The 20526-nt window shown below is 72.2% G+C and carries 19 protein-coding genes; 11 read left to right on the forward strand and 8 right to left on the reverse strand.

Annotated elements, in window-relative coordinates:
• Positions 1-144 precede the first annotated feature (144 nt).
• Positions 145-990 (reverse strand): hypothetical protein, encoded by an 846-nt coding sequence (locus ACFXMF_RS37435; RefSeq protein WP_379991658.1) that lies wholly within the window; start codon positions 988-990, stop codon positions 145-147.
• Between the two features lie 280 nt (positions 991-1270).
• Positions 1271-1693: a VOC family protein gene (locus ACFXMF_RS37440; protein WP_360318053.1), complete on the reverse strand. Its 423-nt coding sequence runs from the start codon at positions 1691-1693 to the stop codon at positions 1271-1273.
• A 399-nt stretch (positions 1694-2092) separates the two neighbouring features.
• Here ACFXMF_RS37440 and ACFXMF_RS37445 point away from each other — a divergent pair, with 399 nt between their 5' ends.
• Together ACFXMF_RS37445 and ACFXMF_RS37450 are read left to right on the forward strand one after the other, a co-directional pair.
• Positions 2093-2662 carry a potassium channel family protein gene (locus ACFXMF_RS37445; protein ID WP_379991659.1) on the forward strand — a complete coding sequence of 190 codons (570 nt, stop codon included), beginning with the start codon at positions 2093-2095 and terminating at the stop codon, positions 2660-2662.
• Positions 2663-2849: 187 nt separating this feature from the next.
• Positions 2850-3626: a tryptophan 2,3-dioxygenase gene (locus ACFXMF_RS37450; RefSeq protein WP_379991660.1), complete on the forward strand. Its 777-nt coding sequence runs from the start codon at positions 2850-2852 to the stop codon at positions 3624-3626.
• Positions 3627-3683: 57 nt separating this feature from the next.
• On the opposite strand, the gene ACFXMF_RS37455 is transcribed toward ACFXMF_RS37450, so the two are convergent.
• Both ACFXMF_RS37455 and ACFXMF_RS37460 read right to left on the reverse strand, forming a co-directional pair.
• Complete coding sequence (locus tag ACFXMF_RS37455) at positions 3684-6071, reverse strand: ABC transporter permease (protein ID WP_379991661.1); 2388 nt, start codon at positions 6069-6071, stop codon at positions 3684-3686.
• Positions 6068-6760 carry an ABC transporter ATP-binding protein gene (locus tag ACFXMF_RS37460; RefSeq protein ID WP_360318045.1) on the reverse strand — a complete coding sequence of 231 codons (693 nt, stop codon included), beginning with the start codon at positions 6758-6760 and terminating at the stop codon, positions 6068-6070. Before ACFXMF_RS37460 ends, ACFXMF_RS37455 begins: the two co-directional genes overlap by 4 nt.
• A gap of 185 nt (positions 6761-6945) precedes the next feature.
• On the opposite strand from ACFXMF_RS37460, the gene ACFXMF_RS37465 reads away from it, so the two are divergent.
• Both ACFXMF_RS37465 and ACFXMF_RS37470 read left to right on the forward strand, forming a co-directional pair.
• Positions 6946-8310, forward strand: coding sequence for a sensor histidine kinase (locus ACFXMF_RS37465; RefSeq protein ID WP_379991662.1), 1365 nt, complete (start codon positions 6946-6948; stop codon positions 8308-8310).
• Entirely contained in the window at positions 8295-9014 is a 720-nt protein-coding gene (locus ACFXMF_RS37470) for a response regulator (protein ID WP_379991663.1), read from the forward strand. Before ACFXMF_RS37465 ends, ACFXMF_RS37470 begins: the two co-directional genes overlap by 16 nt.
• A gap of 174 nt (positions 9015-9188) precedes the next feature.
• On the opposite strand, the gene ACFXMF_RS37475 is transcribed toward ACFXMF_RS37470, so the two are convergent.
• Positions 9189-9848, reverse strand: a complete 660-nt coding sequence (locus ACFXMF_RS37475) for an ABC transporter permease (RefSeq protein ID WP_360318038.1) — start codon at positions 9846-9848, stop codon at positions 9189-9191.
• 87 nt (positions 9849-9935) lie between these two features.
• Between ACFXMF_RS37475 and ACFXMF_RS37480 the strand changes: the two genes are divergently transcribed.
• On the forward strand, positions 9936-11024 hold the full coding sequence (locus ACFXMF_RS37480; protein ID WP_360318036.1) for an Lrp/AsnC family transcriptional regulator: 1089 nt from the start codon (positions 9936-9938) through the stop codon (positions 11022-11024).
• Here the strand turns inward: ACFXMF_RS37480 and ACFXMF_RS37485 are convergent.
• On the reverse strand, positions 10997-11590 hold the full coding sequence (locus tag ACFXMF_RS37485; RefSeq protein ID WP_379991664.1) for a hypothetical protein: 594 nt from the start codon (positions 11588-11590) through the stop codon (positions 10997-10999). The genes ACFXMF_RS37480 and ACFXMF_RS37485 overlap by 28 nt on opposite strands.
• Positions 11591-11972: 382 nt before the next feature.
• Here ACFXMF_RS37485 and ACFXMF_RS37490 point away from each other — a divergent pair, with 382 nt between their 5' ends.
• Positions 11973-12308: an Lsr2 family protein gene (locus ACFXMF_RS37490; protein ID WP_360318032.1), complete on the forward strand. Its 336-nt coding sequence runs from the start codon at positions 11973-11975 to the stop codon at positions 12306-12308.
• Positions 12309-12870: 562 nt separating this feature from the next.
• Positions 12871-14256 carry a chloride channel protein gene (locus tag ACFXMF_RS37495; RefSeq protein WP_379992873.1) on the forward strand — a complete coding sequence of 462 codons (1386 nt, stop codon included), beginning with the start codon at positions 12871-12873 and terminating at the stop codon, positions 14254-14256.
• Between the two features lie 250 nt (positions 14257-14506).
• Here the strand turns inward: ACFXMF_RS37495 and ACFXMF_RS37500 are convergent, their stop codons facing one another.
• Entirely contained in the window at positions 14507-15403 is an 897-nt protein-coding gene (locus ACFXMF_RS37500; protein ID WP_379991112.1) for a D-hexose-6-phosphate mutarotase, read from the reverse strand.
• A gap of 150 nt (positions 15404-15553) precedes the next feature.
• Positions 15554-16165 (reverse strand): hypothetical protein, encoded by a 612-nt coding sequence (locus tag ACFXMF_RS37505; protein WP_379991113.1) that lies wholly within the window; start codon positions 16163-16165, stop codon positions 15554-15556.
• A gap of 213 nt (positions 16166-16378) precedes the next feature.
• Here ACFXMF_RS37505 and ACFXMF_RS37510 point away from each other — a divergent pair, with 213 nt between their 5' ends.
• The 4 genes from ACFXMF_RS37510 to ACFXMF_RS37525 form a co-directional block, all read left to right on the forward strand.
• Positions 16379-17269 (forward strand): LysR family transcriptional regulator, encoded by an 891-nt coding sequence (locus tag ACFXMF_RS37510; RefSeq protein ID WP_360318024.1) that lies wholly within the window; start codon positions 16379-16381, stop codon positions 17267-17269.
• A 189-nt stretch (positions 17270-17458) separates the two neighbouring features.
• Positions 17459-18301, forward strand: a complete 843-nt coding sequence (locus tag ACFXMF_RS37515) for an MBL fold metallo-hydrolase (protein ID WP_360318022.1) — start codon at positions 17459-17461, stop codon at positions 18299-18301.
• Positions 18302-18333: 32 nt separating this feature from the next.
• Entirely contained in the window at positions 18334-19710 is a 1377-nt protein-coding gene (locus tag ACFXMF_RS37520) for an ABC transporter substrate-binding protein (RefSeq protein ID WP_380017930.1), read from the forward strand.
• Positions 19707-20526: carbohydrate ABC transporter permease (locus ACFXMF_RS37525; RefSeq protein WP_380021008.1), on the forward strand; the 820-nt coding region annotated here is incomplete at its 3' end. The genes ACFXMF_RS37520 and ACFXMF_RS37525, both read left to right, overlap by 4 nt.

Genomic DNA, 20526 nt, shown 5'->3' on the forward strand with positions numbered 1-20526 from the left:
TCCGGCGATGCGTTCGCCGGGTCGTGCGCCCCCCCCCCGGGCGGGGGGGGGGCCCCCCGGGGCCATTCGCGGGCCGGGGGGGCCCCGGGCCCTTCGGTCGGTGTACCCCCCCCCGGCCCGGCCCCCCGGGGCCCGTTGACGCCGTCAGCCGCCGATCTCGGACCGGACCTTGTCGATCTGACCCTGCACGAGGTGGTCCGGGAAGGTCGGCGCGGTCGTGGTGCCGTCCTCGCCGCTTGCCTGCAACTGCACCACGGTCGTGCCGATTCGGGCGATGGCCTGGGTGAACGGCGCGGTGGCGCCGCCGACCCGCAACATCGAGGAGATCTCGATGCTGCCCGGACCGTAGGCGTCGAGGCGCACGTCGAGCACATGGAATTCGACCGTTCCGCCGTCGACTTGGAAGGTGAACCGCTTACAGGTCTTCGCCGCAGCCAGGTAGGTGGACCACTGCCGGTCGAGCCGGTCGAGTGCGTAACTGCTCAGCACGATGTCGGTGTCGGGCTGGACGACGCCCTGCGGATCGGTGCCGCCCACGAGGTTGCGTTCGATGGTGGCGGAGCTGGTTCGGCCCTGACCGAGCATCGGTTGGCAGCGCGGATCGGAGACGGTCGGCGAATCGCTCCGGTTCGGGTCGACGGTCCCCTTGACGGTCAGTCCCGCGGGGAGTTCCTGCGCGTTCAGCAGTGCGGCGGTCAATTGGGCCTTGGTCGCGGGCGCCTTGTTCTGCGGTGCCTTCGGGTCCGCGGACGTGTCCGCGGGCTTGTCGGCCGGCTTCTCGCCGGGCTTGTCCGCGGGCGGCCTGGTGCCGGGCGCCTCCCCGGACTTGCCCGGTTGCGTCGAAACGGCCTTCGGATTCGCCTCGTCGCCGTCGCCGCCGGCGGATTCGCAGGCGCTCAGCCCCGCGATCAGGACGAGCGCGGTGAGCGGCAGCGCGGCGCGCCGTACGGATCGACGGACTACGCGCGTGGACTTGACGGAGCTTCGCACCGTGTTCCCCCCGGATTCGGTGTAGTACGAAGACGGGTCGCGGACCACGTCCCCCCGGACCGATCCACGTGCGAAACGCCCTGCGGCGACCCGTCGTCCCAGGAACCTAGCCGCCACCGCGCTCCGCGCCTCCCGCTGTTACCGCTTCCGGACGGATCCGCGACCCGGTTCGGAAATGGTCACCGCGTGATCGTCCGGCCGTCCCGTTCCGTCCTGGTCCCATCCCGCCGTGCCGCCCGGGGGCGGGCAGGTGTCCGCCCCCGGGCATCGAGGACATGCCCTAGGGGCGCACGTACGGGCGGGTCAGGATTTCCATGTTGTGGCGGTTCGGGTCCTCGAAGTAGGCGCCGCGGCCGCCGAAGAGGTCGTTGATCTCGCCGGGGCGGGTGTGGTGCGGGTCGGCGTAGTAGGTGACGCCGAGCGCCTCCAGGCGGGCGATCATGCCGTCGAACCGCCCCTCCGGGACCAGGAACGCGTAGTGCTGGGACTGGATCGGCTCGTCGCGCTTCTCGTAATAGTCGAGCGTCACGCCGTTGCCGAGGTCGATGGGCAGGAACGGCCCGAACGGGGCGCCGACGTCCAGGCCCAGGATCGTGGCGAGGAATTCGGCCGCCGCCCGCCGGTCCGCGGCGTAGATCGCGGTGTGGTTCAACTGCACGGTGGATATCGGAAGTTGCGGGGTCTGCTGCTGGTCGTGCGTCATCGGTGGGACCCTCTCCGGTCTGGAAATCCGTACGAACGGGCGCCGCGTGCGGGCGCCGGAAGCGAGGAGACGGAGAGGAGAAGGGCGGGGCTCTGGCCCGCCCGGGCATCACGCCGAGGCCGGGTGCCCTACTCGTGAATGGCCCATGGCCGACCCGGCAGTCACCCTTCGACGTTAGTGCCGCCGCAGCGCCGAGGCAACCACCGGGTCGGGCTCGGCGGTCGCGGGGAGGGCCGAGCGCACAGCGGACACGCCGGCGAAACCCGGTCCCCGACCACACGCCACGCCGGCCCGTTCGCCCGAATTTGTCGCAAATGCGGGCTAAGGTGGCTCCCGAGGAAGCGGATCTTCACCTCGGACCAGTCGCCCGGAGATCCGACGTCGACGTTGCGAGGAACGTTGTTCGCCACCAAGGATCCGGTCGGCCGACGGATGGTGCTGCTCGGGCTGCTGCGCGGCCTGGTCACCGCCGTCCTGCTGCTGGTCCTGTACTACGTGCTTCCGTTGGACCGCCCCCTGGACGTCGCCGCCGGAATCGGCCTCGGCGTCGGGCTGCTCGTGTTCGCCGCCCTGGTGCTCTGGCAGATCGACGCGATCACCCGCGCCGACCGACCACGACTGCGGGCCGTCGAGGCGCTGTCCATCCTGCTGCCCTTCCTCCTGCTGCTCTTCGCCGCGTTCTATTTCATGATCGGATCGGACCGCGCGGACGCCTTCACCGAACCGCTGACCCGAACCGACGCGCTCTACTTCACCGTCACCGTGTTCACCACCGTCGGCTTCGGCGACATCGCGCCGACGTCCGAGGTCGCGCGTGTGGTGGCCATGATCCAGATGTTGGTGAACCTGGTCGCGCTGGGCGTGATCGGGCGGGTCGTCCTGGGTGCCGTGCAGGTCGGCCTGCGCCGACGGTCGACCGGAGCGGGCCCCGACGCGGACCTCCCGGACCCGCCCGGTCCGGGCGGCTAGCCCAACCGCCGGCCGGGCGGTTCACATACGTAAACCCGACCGGGCCGAACGCGTGGCGATCATGACATCCACCCGGCTTCCTTCCGTGCGTCGGCCATTCCGGAAAGTCCTCGACCGGCACAGGATGGTGCCCGTCGTTTCCGGCCCGTCGGAACGGTATCCAAGCCCGCAAGGAGAACAAGCGACGATGAGCGACGCCCCGGCCGTCACGTACGGAAGCTATCTGCGCCTGGACACGCTGCTGTCGTGCCAGGAGCCCAGGACGGACGCGCACGACGAGATGTTGTTCGTCGTCATCCACCAGGTCTACGAGTTGTGGTTCAAGCAGATCCTGCACGAGGTGGCCCTGCTCCAGCGACAACTGGCGGGCGGCAACGGCGTGGGCGCCCTGCACACGGCGCGGCGGGTCGCCAAGATCCTGAAGACCGTCGTCGGCCAGTTGGACATCCTGGAGACCATGACGCCCCGGCAGTTCGCGTCCTTCCGCGACGCGCTCGGCACCTCCAGCGGGTTCCAGTCCGCACAGTTCCGCGAGTTGGAAGCGGTGCTGGGGCGACGCGAGTTCGGCGGCTACGACGTCGGTGCGGACGAGGGGCTCAAGGCCGCCGCCCACCGCCCGTCGGTGTTCGACTCGCTGCTGCGGCACCTCGCGGGGCTGGGCTACCCGGTTCCCGAGCGGGTCCTGGAGCGCGACACGAGCACCGCATGGCGACCGGACCCGGAGGTACAGGAGACCCTCCGGGCCGTCTACCTCGACGACACCGGGCCCGGCGCGCAGATCTGCGAGGCCCTCGTCGACATCGACGAGGGCCTCCAGGAATGGCGCTACCGGCACATGAAGATGGTCGAGCGCACCATCGGCGCCCAGATCGGCACGGGCGGCTCGGCCGGCGCCGCGTATCTGCGCGCGACCCTGTTCTCCCCGGTCTTCCCGGACCTGTGGGAGGTCCGGTCCCAGCCCTGAGCCGCACCCGAGACCGGGTCCGGGCCGCCGGTCGGCCGCCCGGACCCGCGCCGCGGGCTACTCGGTGCGCAGCGCCGTCGCCGTGCGCGTGCGGGCCGCCCAGCTCGCCGGTACGGCCGCGCCCAGGACCGCGATCAGCACGCCCGCCAGGCCGAGCAGGATCAGCTCCGGCGTGCCGTACACGTCGAGGATGCTCGGCGGCAGGTCGGTGCCGGCGGCGTCTCCCATCACCGGCAGCACGTAGCCGTGCAGGGCGAACCCGGCCGGCACCCCGATCAGGCCGCCGAGCAGACCGATGCCGCCCACCGAGGCGAGAACCAGGCCCACGGTCTGCCTCGGCGTCATGCCCAGGGCCTTGCACACGCCGATGTCGTGGACCCGCTCACGGGTGTCGAGGACGACCGAGTTGAGTACGCCCAGCGCCGCCACCGAGACCAGCATGAGGGTGAGCAGGACGGCCATCGCGTCCAGGATCAGCAGCAGACCGTCGGCCCGCGAAGGCGAGTTGATCAACACCTCGCCGCCCAACGGACGCAACACCGAGCCCAGTTGCTCGGCATACCCGGCGGTGGACACACCCGGCTTCGGCTCCACCAGGAACACGTCGGGACGGGCGGCGGCGAAGTCGACGAGGCCGGCGTGCACCCGCATGCCGTCGTCCGAGGTGTCGAAGACCTCGCCGACGATCCGCAACGTCCGGGTGTCGCCCCCGAGGGTCACCCGGACCGTGTCGCCGATCCCGGTGCCGGTGCGGTCCAGGAAGCGGGTGGGCACCACGGCCTCCCCGGGGCCGCCGAGCCAACGGCCCGCGATCATCTCGTAGGCGCCGCTGCGCGAATCCCCCTCGTACAGGGCGGCCTGGACCGCGCCGGCGATGCCGGCCACGGTGACCTCGGTCCGGGTCAGGCCGTAGTAGGAGCCGGTGCCCGGCTGGGCCTCGATCGCGGCGCGCACCGGCGCGGGATCGGCCTGCCCGCCGGCTCCGCCCTTCCCGGGGCCCGGCCCGGCCGGCTCACCGGGTCCGGAGTGGCCGGCGGGCCCAACGCCGCCGAGCACGGTGATCGCCGCCCGGTTCTCCGGGTCCTGCGCCCGGCCGACCGCGTTCAGGGACGAGGTCAGCCCCACCGCGAAGGTCGCCGCGACCGTGCCGAAGGCCACCGCGAGCAACATCGCGATCATCCGGACCGGATGTGCGAACGGGCTCGCCAGACCGTAGGTCACCGCCCGCGGCAGCGGCAGTCGGTCCGCCGCGCGATGCGCCCACCGACCCCGCCCGGTGCGCGGAGCCCGGCCGATCGCGATCGCCTCGACCGTGCGCAGCCGACCGGCGCGCAGCGCCGGCACCAGCGCCGCGACCGTGACGATGAGCAACGCGGCGGCGGGCACCACGACATCCACCCACCACGCCACCGACAACGAGGTGTCCCCGTACACCTCCTCGGTGTCCGCCAGCAGCGGCAGCGCCATCACGTTGCCCAGCAGCACCCCCAGCGCGATGCCGACGCCGGCCGGGATCAACGCCTGGGCCACATAGGCGCGGACCACCTCGCGCGGGGTGAAGCCGATCGCCTTGAGGATGCCGATCCGGCGCAGCCCGGTGCCGACCGCGCCGCTGACCACGCTGCCGACGATGATCACCGACATCGCGATGCCGAGCGCGCCGAACGCCAGCAGGAACGGGATGGTCGGCGCGGCGTTGCGGTCGGCGGCGCGCTTGGTGTCCAGGTACGACTGACTGCCCAGCAGCGCACCGGCGGGCACCGCCGCGGCGAGCCGGGCCCGGGCGGCGGCGATGTCGTCGCCGGTGCCGGCCGCGGCGAAGCGGTAGAGCATCTGCGTGGTGAGCGGGCCGGCCGCCGGACCCAACGTGGTGACCTGTTCGGGCGTGGCCCACGCGTCGGCGGTCTTGCTCGCCGACATGGCGATGCCCACGATGGTCAGAGTCGGCGCGTCGGCGGCATCCCCGGCACGCAGCGTGGCGCCGAGCCTGATGTCGGGGCCGGCGAAGGACGCGGACATGACGATCTCGCCCGGACCGGCCGCCCATCGGCCCGACCTCAGGTCCAGGTCGTCCACGTCGGCGTCCGGCTTGGACCGCCCGACCAGGGTCAGCGTCGGCGGACGCCCGCCGTGGCTGTCCACCGGGCGGATCGTCGTCACCGGGAACGGTCCCGCCGTCGCGGTGACCCCACCGGCCCGCCCGGTGGCCCGCACCTGCGCCGAATCCACCGCCGCCGGGTCGAACTGCACGCTCAGGTGCGCGCCGTGCTGGTGCCCGAAGGCGTGGTCGAAGGGCGCGTCCGCGGCGACCATGAGCGATCCGGCGACCACCGCCGAGGCCACGGCCATCATCGTGGCCAGCGCCACCACCAGCGTCTGCACCCGTCGCCGGCCCACCCCGGAGCGCACCACCCGACCCAGGGCGCCGGTACCGAAGCCGCTCATCGCACCGGCTCCGCACTCGGGTCGAGCGCCAGGTGTCCGTCGACCAGGTGGATCGTGCGACTCGCGCACGCTCGGGCCAACGCCAGGTCGTGGGTGACCAGCACGATGGTCTGCCCGTCCCGGTGCAGGTCCACCAGCAACTCCCGTACGTCGTGCCCCGAGGCGGTGTCCAGCGCGCCGGTCGGCTCGTCGGCGAGCAGCAGCGCGGGCCGATTCACCAACGCCCGGGCCACCGCGACCCGTTGCCGTTCGCCACCGGACAACCGACCCGGGTAGGCGTCGGCATGCCGCTCGATGCCCAGCACCTCCATCAGTTCGCCGGCCCGGGCCGCCGCCTTGCGTCGGGAGGTCCCGGTCAACTGGGCGGGCAGTCGGATGTTGTCCGCCACCGTGAGGTCGTCCAGCAGATTGAAGAACTGGAAGACCATGCCGATGTGTTCGCGGCGGAAGTGGGCCAGCGCGTGCTCGCTCAGCGCGTCGATGCGCCGCCCGGCCACCGTCACCGTGCCCTCGGTCGGCCGGTCCAGGCCGGCGACCAGGTTGAGCAGCGTGGACTTGCCGCTGCCGGAGGGCCCGGTGATCGCGAGCGCCTCACCCCGGGCGACGCCGAGGTCGAGCGGTCCGAGCGCGGGTACGCCGGCGCTGTCGTAGCGCTTGGCCACGCCCGCCAGTTCGATCACGTTGGTCATGGGAATCGTCCGTCCTAACGATCGCGAGTGCGCCGTGTCCTTGCCGGCCCAGCGAACGTAGGGGCGGACCCGCACCGGGCGCGTCGGCCCGCCAACCGACATTCGGCCCTCCCTGCGGCGGACTCGGGCGCGGGGTCATCCCTGCGAAGTACGCCCTGGGGAGCGGGCCGTGGTCGGGCAGGCGGATGCGGCCCGGCGGGGGTGGGTCGCACAATGAACCGGTGGAAGGCGAAGACGAGCCGGCGGTCCGGCGTGGGTGGCGGGCGCGGCTGGCGATCGTGCTGCGCCCGGAGCCGGGACAGGTCCCGTTGTCGCGACGGGCGGTGCGGGTCGACGCGGTGCTGGCGATCGTGCTGACCCTGCTCGCCCTGGTCGTGGCGGCGCGGTATCCCGACAGTGGCCCGGTCCAGGACATGCAACGCGTCGTTCCGTTCGAGCCGCCCGAGCCCTCCGATCCGTCCCGGCCCCCCGAGCCGCCGCGACCGCCGGAAGTCTGGGGGCCGGAATACGTGCCCTCGTCCGTGCCCTGGCCGTTCGTGGTGCTCTCCGCGCTTCCGTTGGCCGTCCGACGTCGATACCCGCTGGCCGCGTTCACCGCGGTGTTGTGCGCGGGGGTGGCCATCGGCGAGGACGGCGCGTCCTGGATCACCGTGCTGACCTGCGTGATCGGCGCGTACAGCGCGGTCGTCTACAGCCGCTACCGGGTGCGTGCGGTCTGTGTGTTGGTGGGCGCCGCGGTTTTGGCCGGTGTCGCCTTTCGGGACTCGGCGCCGATCCTGCCGGGCTGGTCGAGCCCGGGTGTGGTGCTGCTGGTGGCGGGGGCACTCGCCGGGCTGGTGCTGTTCTGGCGACGGGAGTTGGCGGCGAGCCGGGATCGGTACACCCGGCTGCAACAGGCCCAGGAACAGGCCACCCGCCGGGCCGTCGAGGAGGAACGGTCCAGGATCGCCGCCGAATTGCACGACGTCGTGACGCACAATGTCAGCGTGATGGTTATCCAGGCGGGTGCGGCGCGCAAGGTGATGGACGCGGCGCCGGAACGTTCCAAGGAGGCGCTGCTCGCGGTCGAGGCCGGCGGGCGGGCGGCGATGGCCGAACTGCGCCATGTGATGGGGCTGCTCGCCGCGGCCGACCACGAGCGTCCCGACGACCTCGAACCCCAACCCGGACTCGACCGGTTGGACGAGCTGATCGAACGGGTACGCGCGGCCGGCACCCCGGTACGCGTCGCGATGTCGCTGCCGGCGGACCCGCTGCCGCCCGGGGTGGACCTGGCGGCCTACCGGGTGGTCCAGGAGGCGCTGACCAACACGATCAAGCACGCGCCCGGCGCGGCGGCGAGCGTCGTCCTCGGATATGCCGACGACTGCCTGGAGATCGAGGTCACCGACACCGGTGGCGGGCCCGGCGGCCGGGCGCTGGACGGCAATGGTCGCGGGTTGATCGGCCTGCGCGAGCGACTGGCGGTCTACGACGGCGAGTTGACCGTCGGCCCGACCCTCACGGGCGGATATCGCATCCGGGCCCGCATTCCGTGGCGGACGGCGTGAACCGGCCGGCCCTGCGGGTGGTCATCGCCGACGACCAGGCGCTGGTGCGGACCGGCTTCGGGATGATCCTGGCCTCCGACGGCATCGAGGTGGCGGCCGAGGCGGCCAACGGCGCCGAGGCGATCGCCGCCGTCCGGCGCACCCGGCCCGACGTGGTGCTGATGGACATCCGGATGCCGCAGATGGACGGCATCGAGGCGACCCGGCGCATCCTGGCCGATGGCGGCTCGACCGGCACCCGGGTGATCATCCTGACCACGTACGACCTGGACCACTACGTCTACGCCGCGCTCACCGCCGGAGCCAGCGGTTTCCTGCTCAAGGACGTCACGCCGGAGCAACTGGTCGCCGCGGTGTGCCTGGTCCAGGCCGGCGACGCACTGCTCGCGCCGACCATCACCCGCCGACTGATCGAGCGCTTCGCGCACCACGACGAGCCACGCGGGACACCGCCGCGCGACCTGTCCGAGTTGACCCCGCGCGAGTTGGAGGTGCTCCGGCTGCTGGCCACCGGCCTGAGCAACGCCGAACTGGCCGAGCGCCTGTCGCTGAGCCCGACCACGGTCAAGACGCACGTCGGCCGCATCCTGTCGAAACTCAACCTGCGCGACCGGGTGCAGGCGGTGGTCCTGGCCTACGAGACAGGGCTGATCGCGCCGGGCGGCGCGGCTCGGGGCACCCACCATGCTGCCGATCACGGGTAGCGTTTCGCGAATACCCGTGCCGCTGCCGCGCGGTCGTCCCTCGGGCCTGGTGGCTTCCCGAGCCGCTGGGTCGCGCCCTGCCGAAGGTCGCGCTCGAACACGGCTGATCCGCACGGCGGCGAACCCGACGGCCGACCCGACCCGTTCGGCGGTCGGGTTCGTCCCCGCGGGCCGTCATGCCTGCGGGTTTCCGGTGAGCGTGTTCCGGTTCGGCAGCGCGAGCAGCAGATCCACCGCGAGGCCGACCAGGCACGCCGGCACGCCCAGCGCCAACACCGCGCCCTGGACCACCGGGTAGTCCCGGTTGAGAATCGCCTCGACCACCCGCGCCCCCAACCCCGGCCAGGCGAACACGCTCGCCGCGACCACCGTGCCGCCGAGCAGCCCGGACGACAACGGCCCACCCGTCCCGGGCGTCGAGGTCGACGAGGCCGCGACCACCGACCCCACCAGGATCGCCGCCGGCACCAACTCGACGGCGTAGGGCAGTCGTTGTGCCAACACGTCGGTGACGGGCTCGCCGCTGCGGTAGGACGTGCCCAGATCGCCGGTCGCCAACCCGGACACGTAGTCGCCGAATCGCGCGACCCACGACCTGTCCAACCCCAGTTCGTGCCGCACCCGTTCGGTCTGCGCCGGGTCCGCGTTTCGCCCGGCCGCGACCGCGGCCGGATCCCCCGGCAGCAGTTGCACGATCGCGAACGTGCCCACGACCAGGACGGCCGGCACCAGGACGACACCCGCGAGCCGACCCAACAGGTAGCGCAGCCAAGGGTGTCGGACCCGAGACGACCGGTCCGCGGCCGGCTTGGCGCGTGAGGGAGCGAGAGACAACGGGTCTCCTTGGCAGGGGCCTAGCGTACGGCCAGGATCCGGGTTCGTCGCGCCGTCGGGCGGGAATTGCCGGATAGCATCCTGTCGATGAGCGATGCGCAGGATTCCGGCGGGCGATTCTCCGAACTCGATCTCGCGATCGTGGAGGCGCTCCAGGCCGCGCCCCGCGCTCCCTGGTCCCGCGTCGGTTCGGCGCTCGGCGTGGACGCGACCACGGTGGCCCGGCGCTGGGACCGGATGCGGGCGCAGGGCCTGGCCTGGGTCACCGCACACACCTCGGCGAAATCGGCCGCGGTTGCCTACGTCGAGGTCAGGTGCCGACCCCGCGCACTCGACCGGATCATCGCCGCGACGGCCGAACTGCCCTGGGTCTTCAGCGTGGACGAGATGACCGGCGACTTCGACCTGTTCCTGTCCCTGGCCGCCCCCGACCTGCCCACCCTCGGGCACGTCGTGCACCGCGACATCGGCGCACTACCGGGCGTGCTCTCCACCCGCACCCGGCTGGGCGTCACGCTCTTCAGCGCGGGCGGCGACTGGCGGATGCGGGCGATGGAACCCGCCGCGCGCGCCCGGCTCCCGCCCGCGAGCCCGCTCCGGCCGATCGTCTACAGCACCCGGTCCCAGGAACGCTCGGCGGAGGACTGGAGCCTGCTGCGGGCCCTGGGCGGGGACGGTCGGCTCGGCTACACCGAGTTGGGCGCCGCGACCGGCATGAGCGAACACACCGCGCGCCGCCGGGTCCAGCGGATGATCCGCGACCAGGACATCTCGTTCCGGTGCGACATCGCCCACCCGTCGGCCGGGTTCCGGGCCATGGTGGTCTATCTGGCGAACGTCGCGCACGGAAATCTCCGGTTCACCGGCAACGCGGTCGCCCGGATGGAACAGGTGCGTTCGTGCGTGTCCGTCAGCGGCCCGCACAACCTGCTGATCATCGTGTGGCTGCACGGACTGGACGGCATGGCCGGTTTCGAGGCCGGCCTGTCCGAACGTTTCCCGGACCTGGAAATCCGCGACCGTGCCGTCGCCCTGCACAGCCCCAAGCGCATGGGTCGGCTGCTGGACGAACACGGCCGCGCGGTGCGCCCGGTGCCCGTCACGCTGCCCCCCTCGCGACTCGCCGGCGCCCCCGCGGCCCGCGGTGCTCAGTCCGGCGCGGTGCGAACCAGGTAATCAAGGACCAGTTTGCCGCGCGGTGAGATCCGGTAGCCGACGGCCAGGCTCTCGGTCAGGCCGCGTTCCTTGAGTTTGCGTACGTCCGCCTTGAAACGGGCGGTCTCCCGGCCGACGCCGGCGGCCAGATCGGGGGCTCGTACGGCGGGGTTGGCGTCGATCAGTGCCGGCATCGCGGTGGTCCACGGACCGCGTCCGCTGCGCGCGTCCAGACGGCGCAGGCCCGCGACGATCTCGTCGAGGTCCGCCGTCGACAGGTCGGTGTCCGCACGCAGTCCCACCCGTGGGTCCGCGCCCGCCAGGCGTAGCGTGATCCGGTACAACTGCCGCTCTTCGCCCGGGCGTTGGTCGGCCGGCAACTCCGCTCGGCCGGGGTAGCCCGCGCGTTGCGCGTCCCGGTCGCCGACATCGTCGGGCGACACCGCCTCGACCGTGCCGACCTCCAGTACACCGACCTCGGTGCGCAGTCCGGTCCCGGGACGGACGGCGGGTGTGCGCCGGCGTCGGAACGCCAGGTCGACCTCGCCGGACGCGATCCTGGTCAGCACCTCGTGTCGAAACAACAACGCCAACTCCGGGTGCCGGGGGAGCGGAAGCCGGCCGGCCCGCCGGCCCCCACGGGGTGCCCGCACGGCGGCTTCCGCACACCCTATGTCGATCGCCCGGCGGATCGGGGCGGGAATCGCGACGATTACCAATGGCCGCCCGGGATGGCCGGCAAATGCCCGGCTTCGGGATCTTCCCGGCGGCCGACCTTTCGCCGGTCGGCGGCGAAGGCATAACCGTCTCGGTCTACCACAGGAACTCGTGCGGCCATTGATCGCAACGCCGCAGTGGCCGTTCCGTGCCGATGAGATCCGGATTCGCTATCCGTCGTCGATTTCGAGGGGGTCGGTCTTCCGGTCTGGGTGTACGATCTCCCCGCTCCCAGGAAGGGGATTCTCCACAATGGCTCAGCGCGTAGTCACGCTCTACACCGATGATGTCACCGGCGAGACCGGTGAAGACATCGCAACCCATACTTTTGCGTTGGATGGCGTCACCTACGAGATCGACCTCGGCGAGGACACCTACCAGCAGTTGTTGGACAAGTTGGCGCCCTACTTCGGTGCCGCCCGCAAGACGGGTACCGCCGCCCGGCGCGGCCGCAAGGGAGCGCGTTCCACCGGTCAGGGCCCGGACCCGGTGAAGGTCCGCGAATGGGCGCGGTCGCAAGGCATCGAGGTCAATGCACGCGGACGGGTTCCGGCGGATCTCATCGAGAGGTACCAGGCCGCCCACTGACGGCCGGTATCTCGCGCGCCGTCCGGCGTTCGGTCGACCGTCCGCGGCGGGACTTCCGCACGGGCGAGGCCCGGCATCGCCGGGATACGACCACGACCCGGATTCCACCACGACCCCGCAGGCACTCCGCCTGCGGGGTCGTTGCCGATCCCGGGGCCGCCCGCCGGCGCGCGTGCGCCGATCCGCACGCGGGGAAACCGCCGACCACCCGGGCGCGGGAACTTCGGCCGGGGCATTGGCCGTGTCGAACTCGGCCGCTCCGGAGGTTATTCGCCGGGCCGGCGTGTCGGCGCCGCCTTTCCGGGAATTCGGCGACTTTGGTCGCGTCCCGCCGCGTTCATTGCGATCCATAAAACGCCGACGGCGACCGGACGGAAAGTTGCCCGGCGGGCCGGAAACCGTTCGGCTGCCGTTCGGTTGCCGGCCCGGTCGCACCGTCGGGCGGGGCGGGTGCGGGGACGCCATTCGGCCGAGAGGCGACGCCTCTCGAAATGCCGGACCCGGGCCGGTACCGGAGCCTGATCGGGAGGACGGAGTCGGCCGGCCTCGCGACGGAGGGGACGTGCCGGTGGAGCGGGCCAGCGAAGCGGCCGAGACGCGTGAACTGCACGACGTGCTGAGCAGCCCCGGCTATCTCCGGTTGTTGCTGTTGTCCGCGCTGGTGGGCATTCCGATCTCGCTGGCCGCGTTCGGGTTCCTCGCCGCCGAGCACGCGGCGCAGAACGGGCTGTGGGAGCACCTCCCGCACGAACTCGGCTACGCCGACCCGCCGTGGTGGTGGCCGCTTCCGCTGCTCACCCTGGCCGGCTCGATCGTGGCCGCGGTGAGCAGCTACCTGCCGGGGAAGGGCGGGCATCTGCCGGTGGAGGGTCTCGGCGGGCGCCCGACGGCGCCGTCGGCGCTCCCGGGCGTGCTGCTCGCGGCGCTGGCGAGCCTGCCGCTGGGCGCGGTCCTGGGTCCGGAATCGCCGTTGATGGCACTCGGGAGCGGGCTCGCGCTCGTGGCCGTTCGCTCGGCCCGCCGCGCTGCGGCTCCCCGGTTGGTGGCCGTGCTCGCGGCGGTCGGTTCGACGGCGGCGATCGCGACAGTCTTCGGGAATCCGCTGGTGGCCGCCGTACTGGTGATCGAGGCGGCGGGAATGGGCGGCCCCCGGTTGTTCGCCCTGATCCTCCCGTGCCTGCTCGCGAGCGGCGTGGGCGGCGTGGTGTTCACCGGCTTCGGCTCGTGGAGCGGCCTGTCCATCGGGTCCCTGTCCCTGTCGACGCTGCCGCCGAGCCGGTCGTTGCGGGTGGGCGACGTGTTGTGGGGCGTCCCGCTCGCGGCGGCGATCGCGTGCGGTGTGGTGTTGGCGATGACGTTCGCACGCCGCGTCGCCGACCGGGCGGCCGGCCGCGCGGCGTGGTGGTCGGTGGGCGGCGGGATCGGGGTGGGCGTGCTGATCGCCGCGTACGCCCTCTGCACCGACCGCTCGCCGGCGGAGGCGGCCCTCTCCGGCCAGTCGACGCTGGCCGTGCTGGCCGCCGACCCGAACGCGTGGCCGGTGTCGGCGCTGGCACTGCTCCTGGTCTTCAAGGGGGCGGCCTGGTCCCTCTCGATGGCCACCCTGCGCGGCGGGCCGGTGTTCCCGGTGCTGCTGCTCGGTGGTGCGGCCGGAGTGCTCTGCGCGAGCCTGCCCGGCCTCGCCACGCTGTCCGGGTTGGCGGTGGGCCTGGCCGCGGCCGGGTCGGCCACGCTGCGGTTGCCGGTCTCCGCGACGGTCCTGGCGGCGATGCTGCTGGGCAAGGACGCCGCGGCGGAGCTGCCGCTGCTGATCATCGCCTCCGTGGTGGCCTTCGTCGTCGGCGAGTTGTTGCGCGGCCGATGGATGCGGCGACCCGCCGAGCCCGCCGAGCCCGCCGAGCCGCCGGCAACCGGATCGGCGGAACCGGGTGCGCCGGCCCGGGAATGATCCGGCAAGGGGGTAGGTTATGGAGGTGTCGGTGAGGGTGTGCCCCCGGGCCCAACCATTGCCTCCGTGGAATACCGCTCGGCTGGAGCCACGGTGTGCCTTCCGCCGTGAGGCGGCCACCCTCACCGGCCTCGACGTCGACGGCGCCGCCCGCAATGCGGGCGGCGCCGTTTTTTTCGTGCCGGGGCGGGCCGGCTCGTGCGTCGGGCCGGGGTCGTCCCGTCGGCCGGGCCGCACGCGTCGCCGGGGCCTACGCGTCGGTCGCGATCCGGAGCGTCGCGGTCAGGCGGGTGGGTGCGTGCGGGTCGGCGGCCAGCGGTTTGCACACGCGGGCGGTCTCCACACAGACGAACTCCCGCCAGCCGTCGTCGGGCACATCGGCCATCGTGCGGGTGAGTTCCGCGCCCGGGTTCCACACCACCACGTCGCTGTGTCCGGCGTGCCGCACCTCGACGACGCGCCCCCCGGTCCGGTCGTGCACCCGGGTGACGTCGTCCGGGCGGGTGTAGATGCGGTCGATCCGGTCCGGGAAGGACAGCCCGTCCTCGCCGGTGTCCGGGTCCTTGTCCGTGTCCGCCTCGACGTCGAGGACCTTGTCGAGGTAGGGCCCGTCCAGACCGGTGATCCGGACGCCGGCCAGGTCGCCCACCCGCAGGTAGGTGTGCAGCGCGGCGGTGCTCTCGAAGTCGCCGCGCGCCGTCAGCTCGATCCGGCACTCTCGCGGGCCCAGCGTGAAGCGGGCCTCCACCTCGAACGCGAACGGCCAGTACGCCCGCGACCGCTCGTCGTCGCGCAGGACCAGGCTCAGGTGCAGCGCGTCGTCGGCCGCGCCGGAGCCGAGCAGTGTCCACGGCAGGATGCGGGCGAACCCGTGGTTCGGGCGACCCGCCGGTCCGAACCACGGCCAGCAGATCGGTACGCCGCCGCGCACCGCCCGACCCTCCTCGAAGACCCCGTCGTCGCTCAGCCACAACACCGGCTCCGCGCCCTGCGGCTGCCAGGCGAACAGGTGCGCGCCCTGGAGGGCGAGCGCGGCACGTACTCGCGGGTGGTCCACCACGACCACCTCCAGCTCGCCCAGCCGGCGCAGCGAGAGGTGGTCGTCGAGCCGCCGGAGGACGGGCAGGGCGAATACGTCTTCGGGCACGTCAAGACCTCTCACGTTGGTCGGGGCGCCGCCGCCCACCGAACCCGTCACGATGCCACAGGCGCGGCCGCCCCCCGGAACCACCCGCGCCGGCGCGCGCGTTGTCCGCCCCGGCCGGGCGCCCGGACCCGGTCCGACCCGGGGTTCGAGTCAGGGGCACGGCGTCGCGCCGCGCGGGTTCAGGTTCTTGTCGAAGCGCACCAGGACGGTCTTCGGGCCGTTCCGGTCGGTGATCTCCAGGGTGCGATCGTCGAGGAAACGTGCGCCGGCGAGTCGCTGTTCCTCGTCGCACTCGTACAGCACGTCCGAACGCCGATCCAGACCGTCGGTGATGCGCAGCACGAGTCCGCCCGAGGATCGCAACAGCCCGGCGGTGCTTATCCGTACGGCCTGCACCCGGCCGTCGGGCGAGACCGCCTCGACGCCGTGCACCGTCTGTTTCCAGACGAACGTGCTGCACAGTGCGATCAACGCCAAGAAGGCGAGCGGGATCCCCGCCAGGCCGAGCAACAGTCGGGGGAAACACCCTCGGAAGGTCCACCAGCCCTCGATGCACACGGACGCCAACACGACCGAGGTCGCCAGGGACCCGCTCGTCAGGGCCTGGTGTCGGAAGATCTCCAGGTTCCACGGATTCCAGGCCGCCAGTCGCCACTGGATCACCGTCAGCACGCCCAGTCCGATCAGCACCCCGCGCCGTATGACGTCGGCGTCGCTGGGAATCGGTCGTGCGTCAACCTCGCTCGGCGCCGACTCGACCATGGGCCCTCCCGGGATCGGGCCGATCCCCCTCGAAATCGGTACGGCGGGAACCTACCGTGCTCGGCCGCATACCGGTAGCCACCGAAACGTGACCTTCGGGCCCGGCGCGCCGGCGGCGCGGCTGAAGTTCGTCGGGTGGGCACCCGGTGGTCATCGGGTGTTGTGCGGACGCGGCTAGGTTGGCGCAGGCACGCGCTCCGGGAAAGGTGGCACATGGAATTCCGTTACCTGGAGTCTTTTCTCGCGATTGCCGACGAACTGCATTTCGGCCGGGCGGCCGAACGGCTGCATCTCGCGCAACCCTCGTTGAGTCAGCAACTCCAACGTCTCGAAAAAGAATTGGGCGTCGTATTGGTCGCCCGCACCTCGCACGAGGTACGACTGACCCCGGCCGGGCAGGTATTTCGGGCCGAGGCGCAGGGCATCGTCGAACGGTTGGCCAAGGCCGCCGATCTGGCCCGGGAGGCGGCGGCCGGGCGGGTGGGCACGGTGCGGGTCGGGTTCAACTTCCCGGCCGGGCAGCGGGTGTTGCCGCCGACGTTGCAGCGGCTGGCCGAGGAGCATCCGGGGGTGCTGACGTCGTTGTGGGAGAAGCGCAGTGGGCCGCAATTGTCCGGTCTGCTCGCGGGTGAGCTGGACGTCGCGTTGATCTTCGGCCGGCCACTGAGCGCGCGGTTGCGGTCCCGTCGGCTGTTGTCGCTGCCGCTGGTCGCGGTGGTCGGCGACGGGCATCCGTGGGCGCGGCGCGAGCGGGTGGCCTTTCGCGAACTCGCGCACCAGCCCTGCGTACTGTTCCAACGCGAGCAGAGCCCGGCGATGTACGACACCATCGTGCGCGCCGCCCAGGACAGCGGGATCAGCCTGACCATCGCCGACGAGGTGGACGACACCGGTGCCACCGGCGTGGTGGTCTCCACGAGACCGGTCGTGGGCTTCGCCTCGGACGCGGTACGGGCCGGCCAACCGGCGACGCGTGGTCTGAGCGTGGTGCCGTTGGTGGATCCCGTACCGATGTTGAGCCTGGACGTGGTCTGGCGCGCCGACGATCACGACCCGCTCGTGACGGCGTTCCTGGACAGCGTCGAGACGATCGAGGTGGCATAGGCACGGCGGCGCGGAACGACGGTCGCGGCTTTCGGCGCGTTTCGGCGTGCTCGGCCCCGGCCCGACCGCGGCGATTGTCCGAGGCAATGGTGCGTTCGTCGATTGCTCATTGCCGGTCCATGGCCGGTGAATCACGATTTCGGTGCGAAGGCACGGCCTTTCGCATCGACTCGTGGATCGGATTCGGAAATGCAACTCACCGTGCTCGGCTGCCGTTCGGGCATGCCGGCCGACGGGCAGGCCAGTTCGGGCTATCTCGTCACCTCGGCCGGCGGACACATCCTGCTCGACTGCGGTCCGGGCGTGATGACGGGCCTGGGGTCGGTCACCCGGCCGGATCGGCTCGACGCCGTCGTGATCAGCCACATGCACCTCGACCACTGCTACGACCTGCTCCCGCTCGGCAAGCGGTTGTTGGCCGCGACGGTGCCCTACCCGGGCGATCTGCCCGAGTCGTTCAAGCGGGCCGCGCTGCCGCCGCCGCGCGCCGATCGGGGGCGGCTGCCGCTCTACGTCCCGGCCGGCGCCCGCGACGTGCTGGACCGCCTGGCGGCGCTGTTCCCGGTGCGCACCATGCCGCTGCTGGATCAAGCCTTCGAATTGGCTTTCGAGGTGCGCGAGTACGCCTCCGGCGACACGTTCGCCGTCGCCGACTGTCGGGTGCGGATGCACGAACTGCGGCACTCCTCGCCCAATTGCGGCGTGCGTGTCGAGAGCCCCGACGGCACGTTGGTCTACACCGGCGACACCGGGGTGACCGACGCGCTGCCGGAACTGGCCCGGGACGTGGATCTGTTGCTCGCCGAAGCCACGCTGGAGCAGACCGACAACGGTGCGCACGGGCACCTGAGCGCCGCCGACGCCGGTCGGGCCGCGGCCGCCGCCGGTGTCGGGCAGCTCGTGCTCACCCATTTCGTCACCGCCGACCCGGCCTGGCTGCGGGCGCGCCGGGCCGAGGCGGAGGCGGTCTACGACGGACCCGTGCGATTGGCCCACCCCGGGGCTCGATTCGACGTTCGGAAAGGCTCGTGATGCAGGCGACACGGACAGTGGCGACAGGGACAGTGGCGGCTCGGATACCGGCGGTCCCGACGGCGCGGGCCCGGAGCCGGGCCGGCGGGGCCGGTGGGGCCGGCGCGGTCCTGGCCCGCCGATCCGTCCTGGGCCTGTTCGGACTGGCGGCGCTGACCGCGTGCGGCGCCGACGGCGGCGGGAGCGGCGGGGGTGGTGGCAAGACCGTCACGCTCGACTTCCTCTCCTACAATTACGGCACCCCCGACCTCGGCGGACAGGGCACCCAAAAGCTCATCGACGCCTTCCACGCGGCCAACCCCGACATCCGGATCCGACCGCAGGGCGTCGCGGTCAAGGACGTGCTCACCAAGCTGCGCACCGACACCGCCGCCGGCAATCCGCCCGACGTGGCGCAGATCGGCTGGAGCAAGATGGCCGAGGCGTACGCGAACCTGCCCCTGGTACCGGTCCAGGACCTCGTCTCCCCGGCCGACTGGCAGGCCCACGTGGCCGGCATGTCCCGGGGCGTGCTCGACGCGGTCAGGCACGACGGCAAGGTCAAGGCGATGCCGTACACGATGTCCATCCCGGTGTTGTTCTACAACGCCGACCTCTTCCGCAAGGCCGGGCTCGACCCCGACCGCGCGCCGCGCACCGTCGCCGAGATCAAGGACGCGGCGCTGGCCGTCACCCGCACCGGCGCACAGGGCGTCTACTTCGCGGTCGCCGACGCCGGCAAGTCCGACTACCTCACCCAATCGGTGATCGCGAGCAACGGCGGCACGCTGCTGCGCCCCGACGGCAGTCCCGCGGTGGCCGACCCGGCCGCCGTCGGCGCGCTGACCGTGCTGCAGGACCTCACCGTCTCCGGCGCCGCGCCCGCGGTGTCCGCGAACGACGCCGTGGCGGCGTTCGCGGGCGGCAAACTGGCCATGATCGTGCTCAGCACCGCCGCGTTGACCAACTTCGAGAAGGCCGCGAACGGCAAATTCGACCTGCGCACGGCCGGCTTCCCACGCTTCACCGACGCACCCGCCCGACCGACCTACTCCGGTGCGGGCCTGGCCGTGCTCACCAAGGACAAGGCCCGACAGCGCGCCGCCTGGCGGTTCGTCGCCTTCCTCACCGGGGCGCAGGGCTTCACCGTGATCACCCGGGACATGGGTTATCTGCCGCTGCGCCCGGCACTGGTCACCGACCCCGCCCACCTGGCCGACTACTTCGCGCAGAACAAACGCCTGCTGCCCGCGCTCGACCAACTCGACGCGGTCACCCCGTACACGTTCTTCCCCGGGCGCAGCGCCAATCAGGCGGTGCTGGCCCTCCAGGACGAGGCGGTGGAGCCGATCGTGCTGCGCAAGGCCGATCCGGCCCGGACGCTGAACGAGGCCGCGAGCAAGATCCGTTCGCTGGCCTCGCGCTCGTGAGCACGACCGCGGTGCGGACCGCACCCGGCCGGCGCGCACCGGACGCACCGGCGGGGGAGCCGGGCGCGGGCACCGGCGCCGGAGCCGCGCGCGGCCGGCGCACCGGGCGGGTGGGGCCCTGGCTCTATCTCACGCCGATGTTGGCGTCGCTGGTCGTGTGGGTCTACGGGCCGCTCGTGTTCACCGGCGTGCTCAGCTTCCTGGACTGGGATCTGACCTCCGACCGGCGACCGTTCGTCGGCCTGGACAACTATGAACGCCTGTTCGGCGAACCGGAGTTCCCGCAGGCGATCCAGCGCACGCTGCTCTACGTGGTACTGATGGTCCCCTTCGCCACGTTCGTGCCGCTGGGACTGGCGATCATGCTCTGGAAGCGGCCGGGACGCGGCTCGGAGATCTATCGGGCACTGCTCTTCCTGCCGGTGGTGCTGGCCCCCGTCGCCACCGCCGTTTCCTGGCAGTTCGTGTTGAACCCGCTCCAGGGGGTCGCCAACGCGACGCTCGGCGGCCTGGGCCTGGGGTCCGACCGCAACTGGCTCGGCGATCCCGACACCGCCCTGCCGGTCGTGGTGGCGGTCACCGCGGCGAAGATCGTCGCGCTGAACATGCTGCTGTTCGGCGCCGCCCTGGCCGGCATCGACCGGCGCGGTATCGAGGCCGCCCGCGTCGAGGGCGCCACCGAATGGGAGATCACCCGCTTCGTGGTCTGGCCACAACTGCGCCGGACCACCGTGCTCCTCGGCTTCGTGTGCGTCGTGCTGGCCGGCCAATGGGTGTTCACCAACGTGGCCGTGCTGACCCAGGGCGGCCCCGACG

This window comes from Embleya sp. NPDC059213 (assembly GCF_042754445.1).
In the GTDB taxonomy this organism is placed as follows: domain Bacteria; phylum Actinomycetota; class Actinomycetes; order Streptomycetales; family Streptomycetaceae; genus Embleya.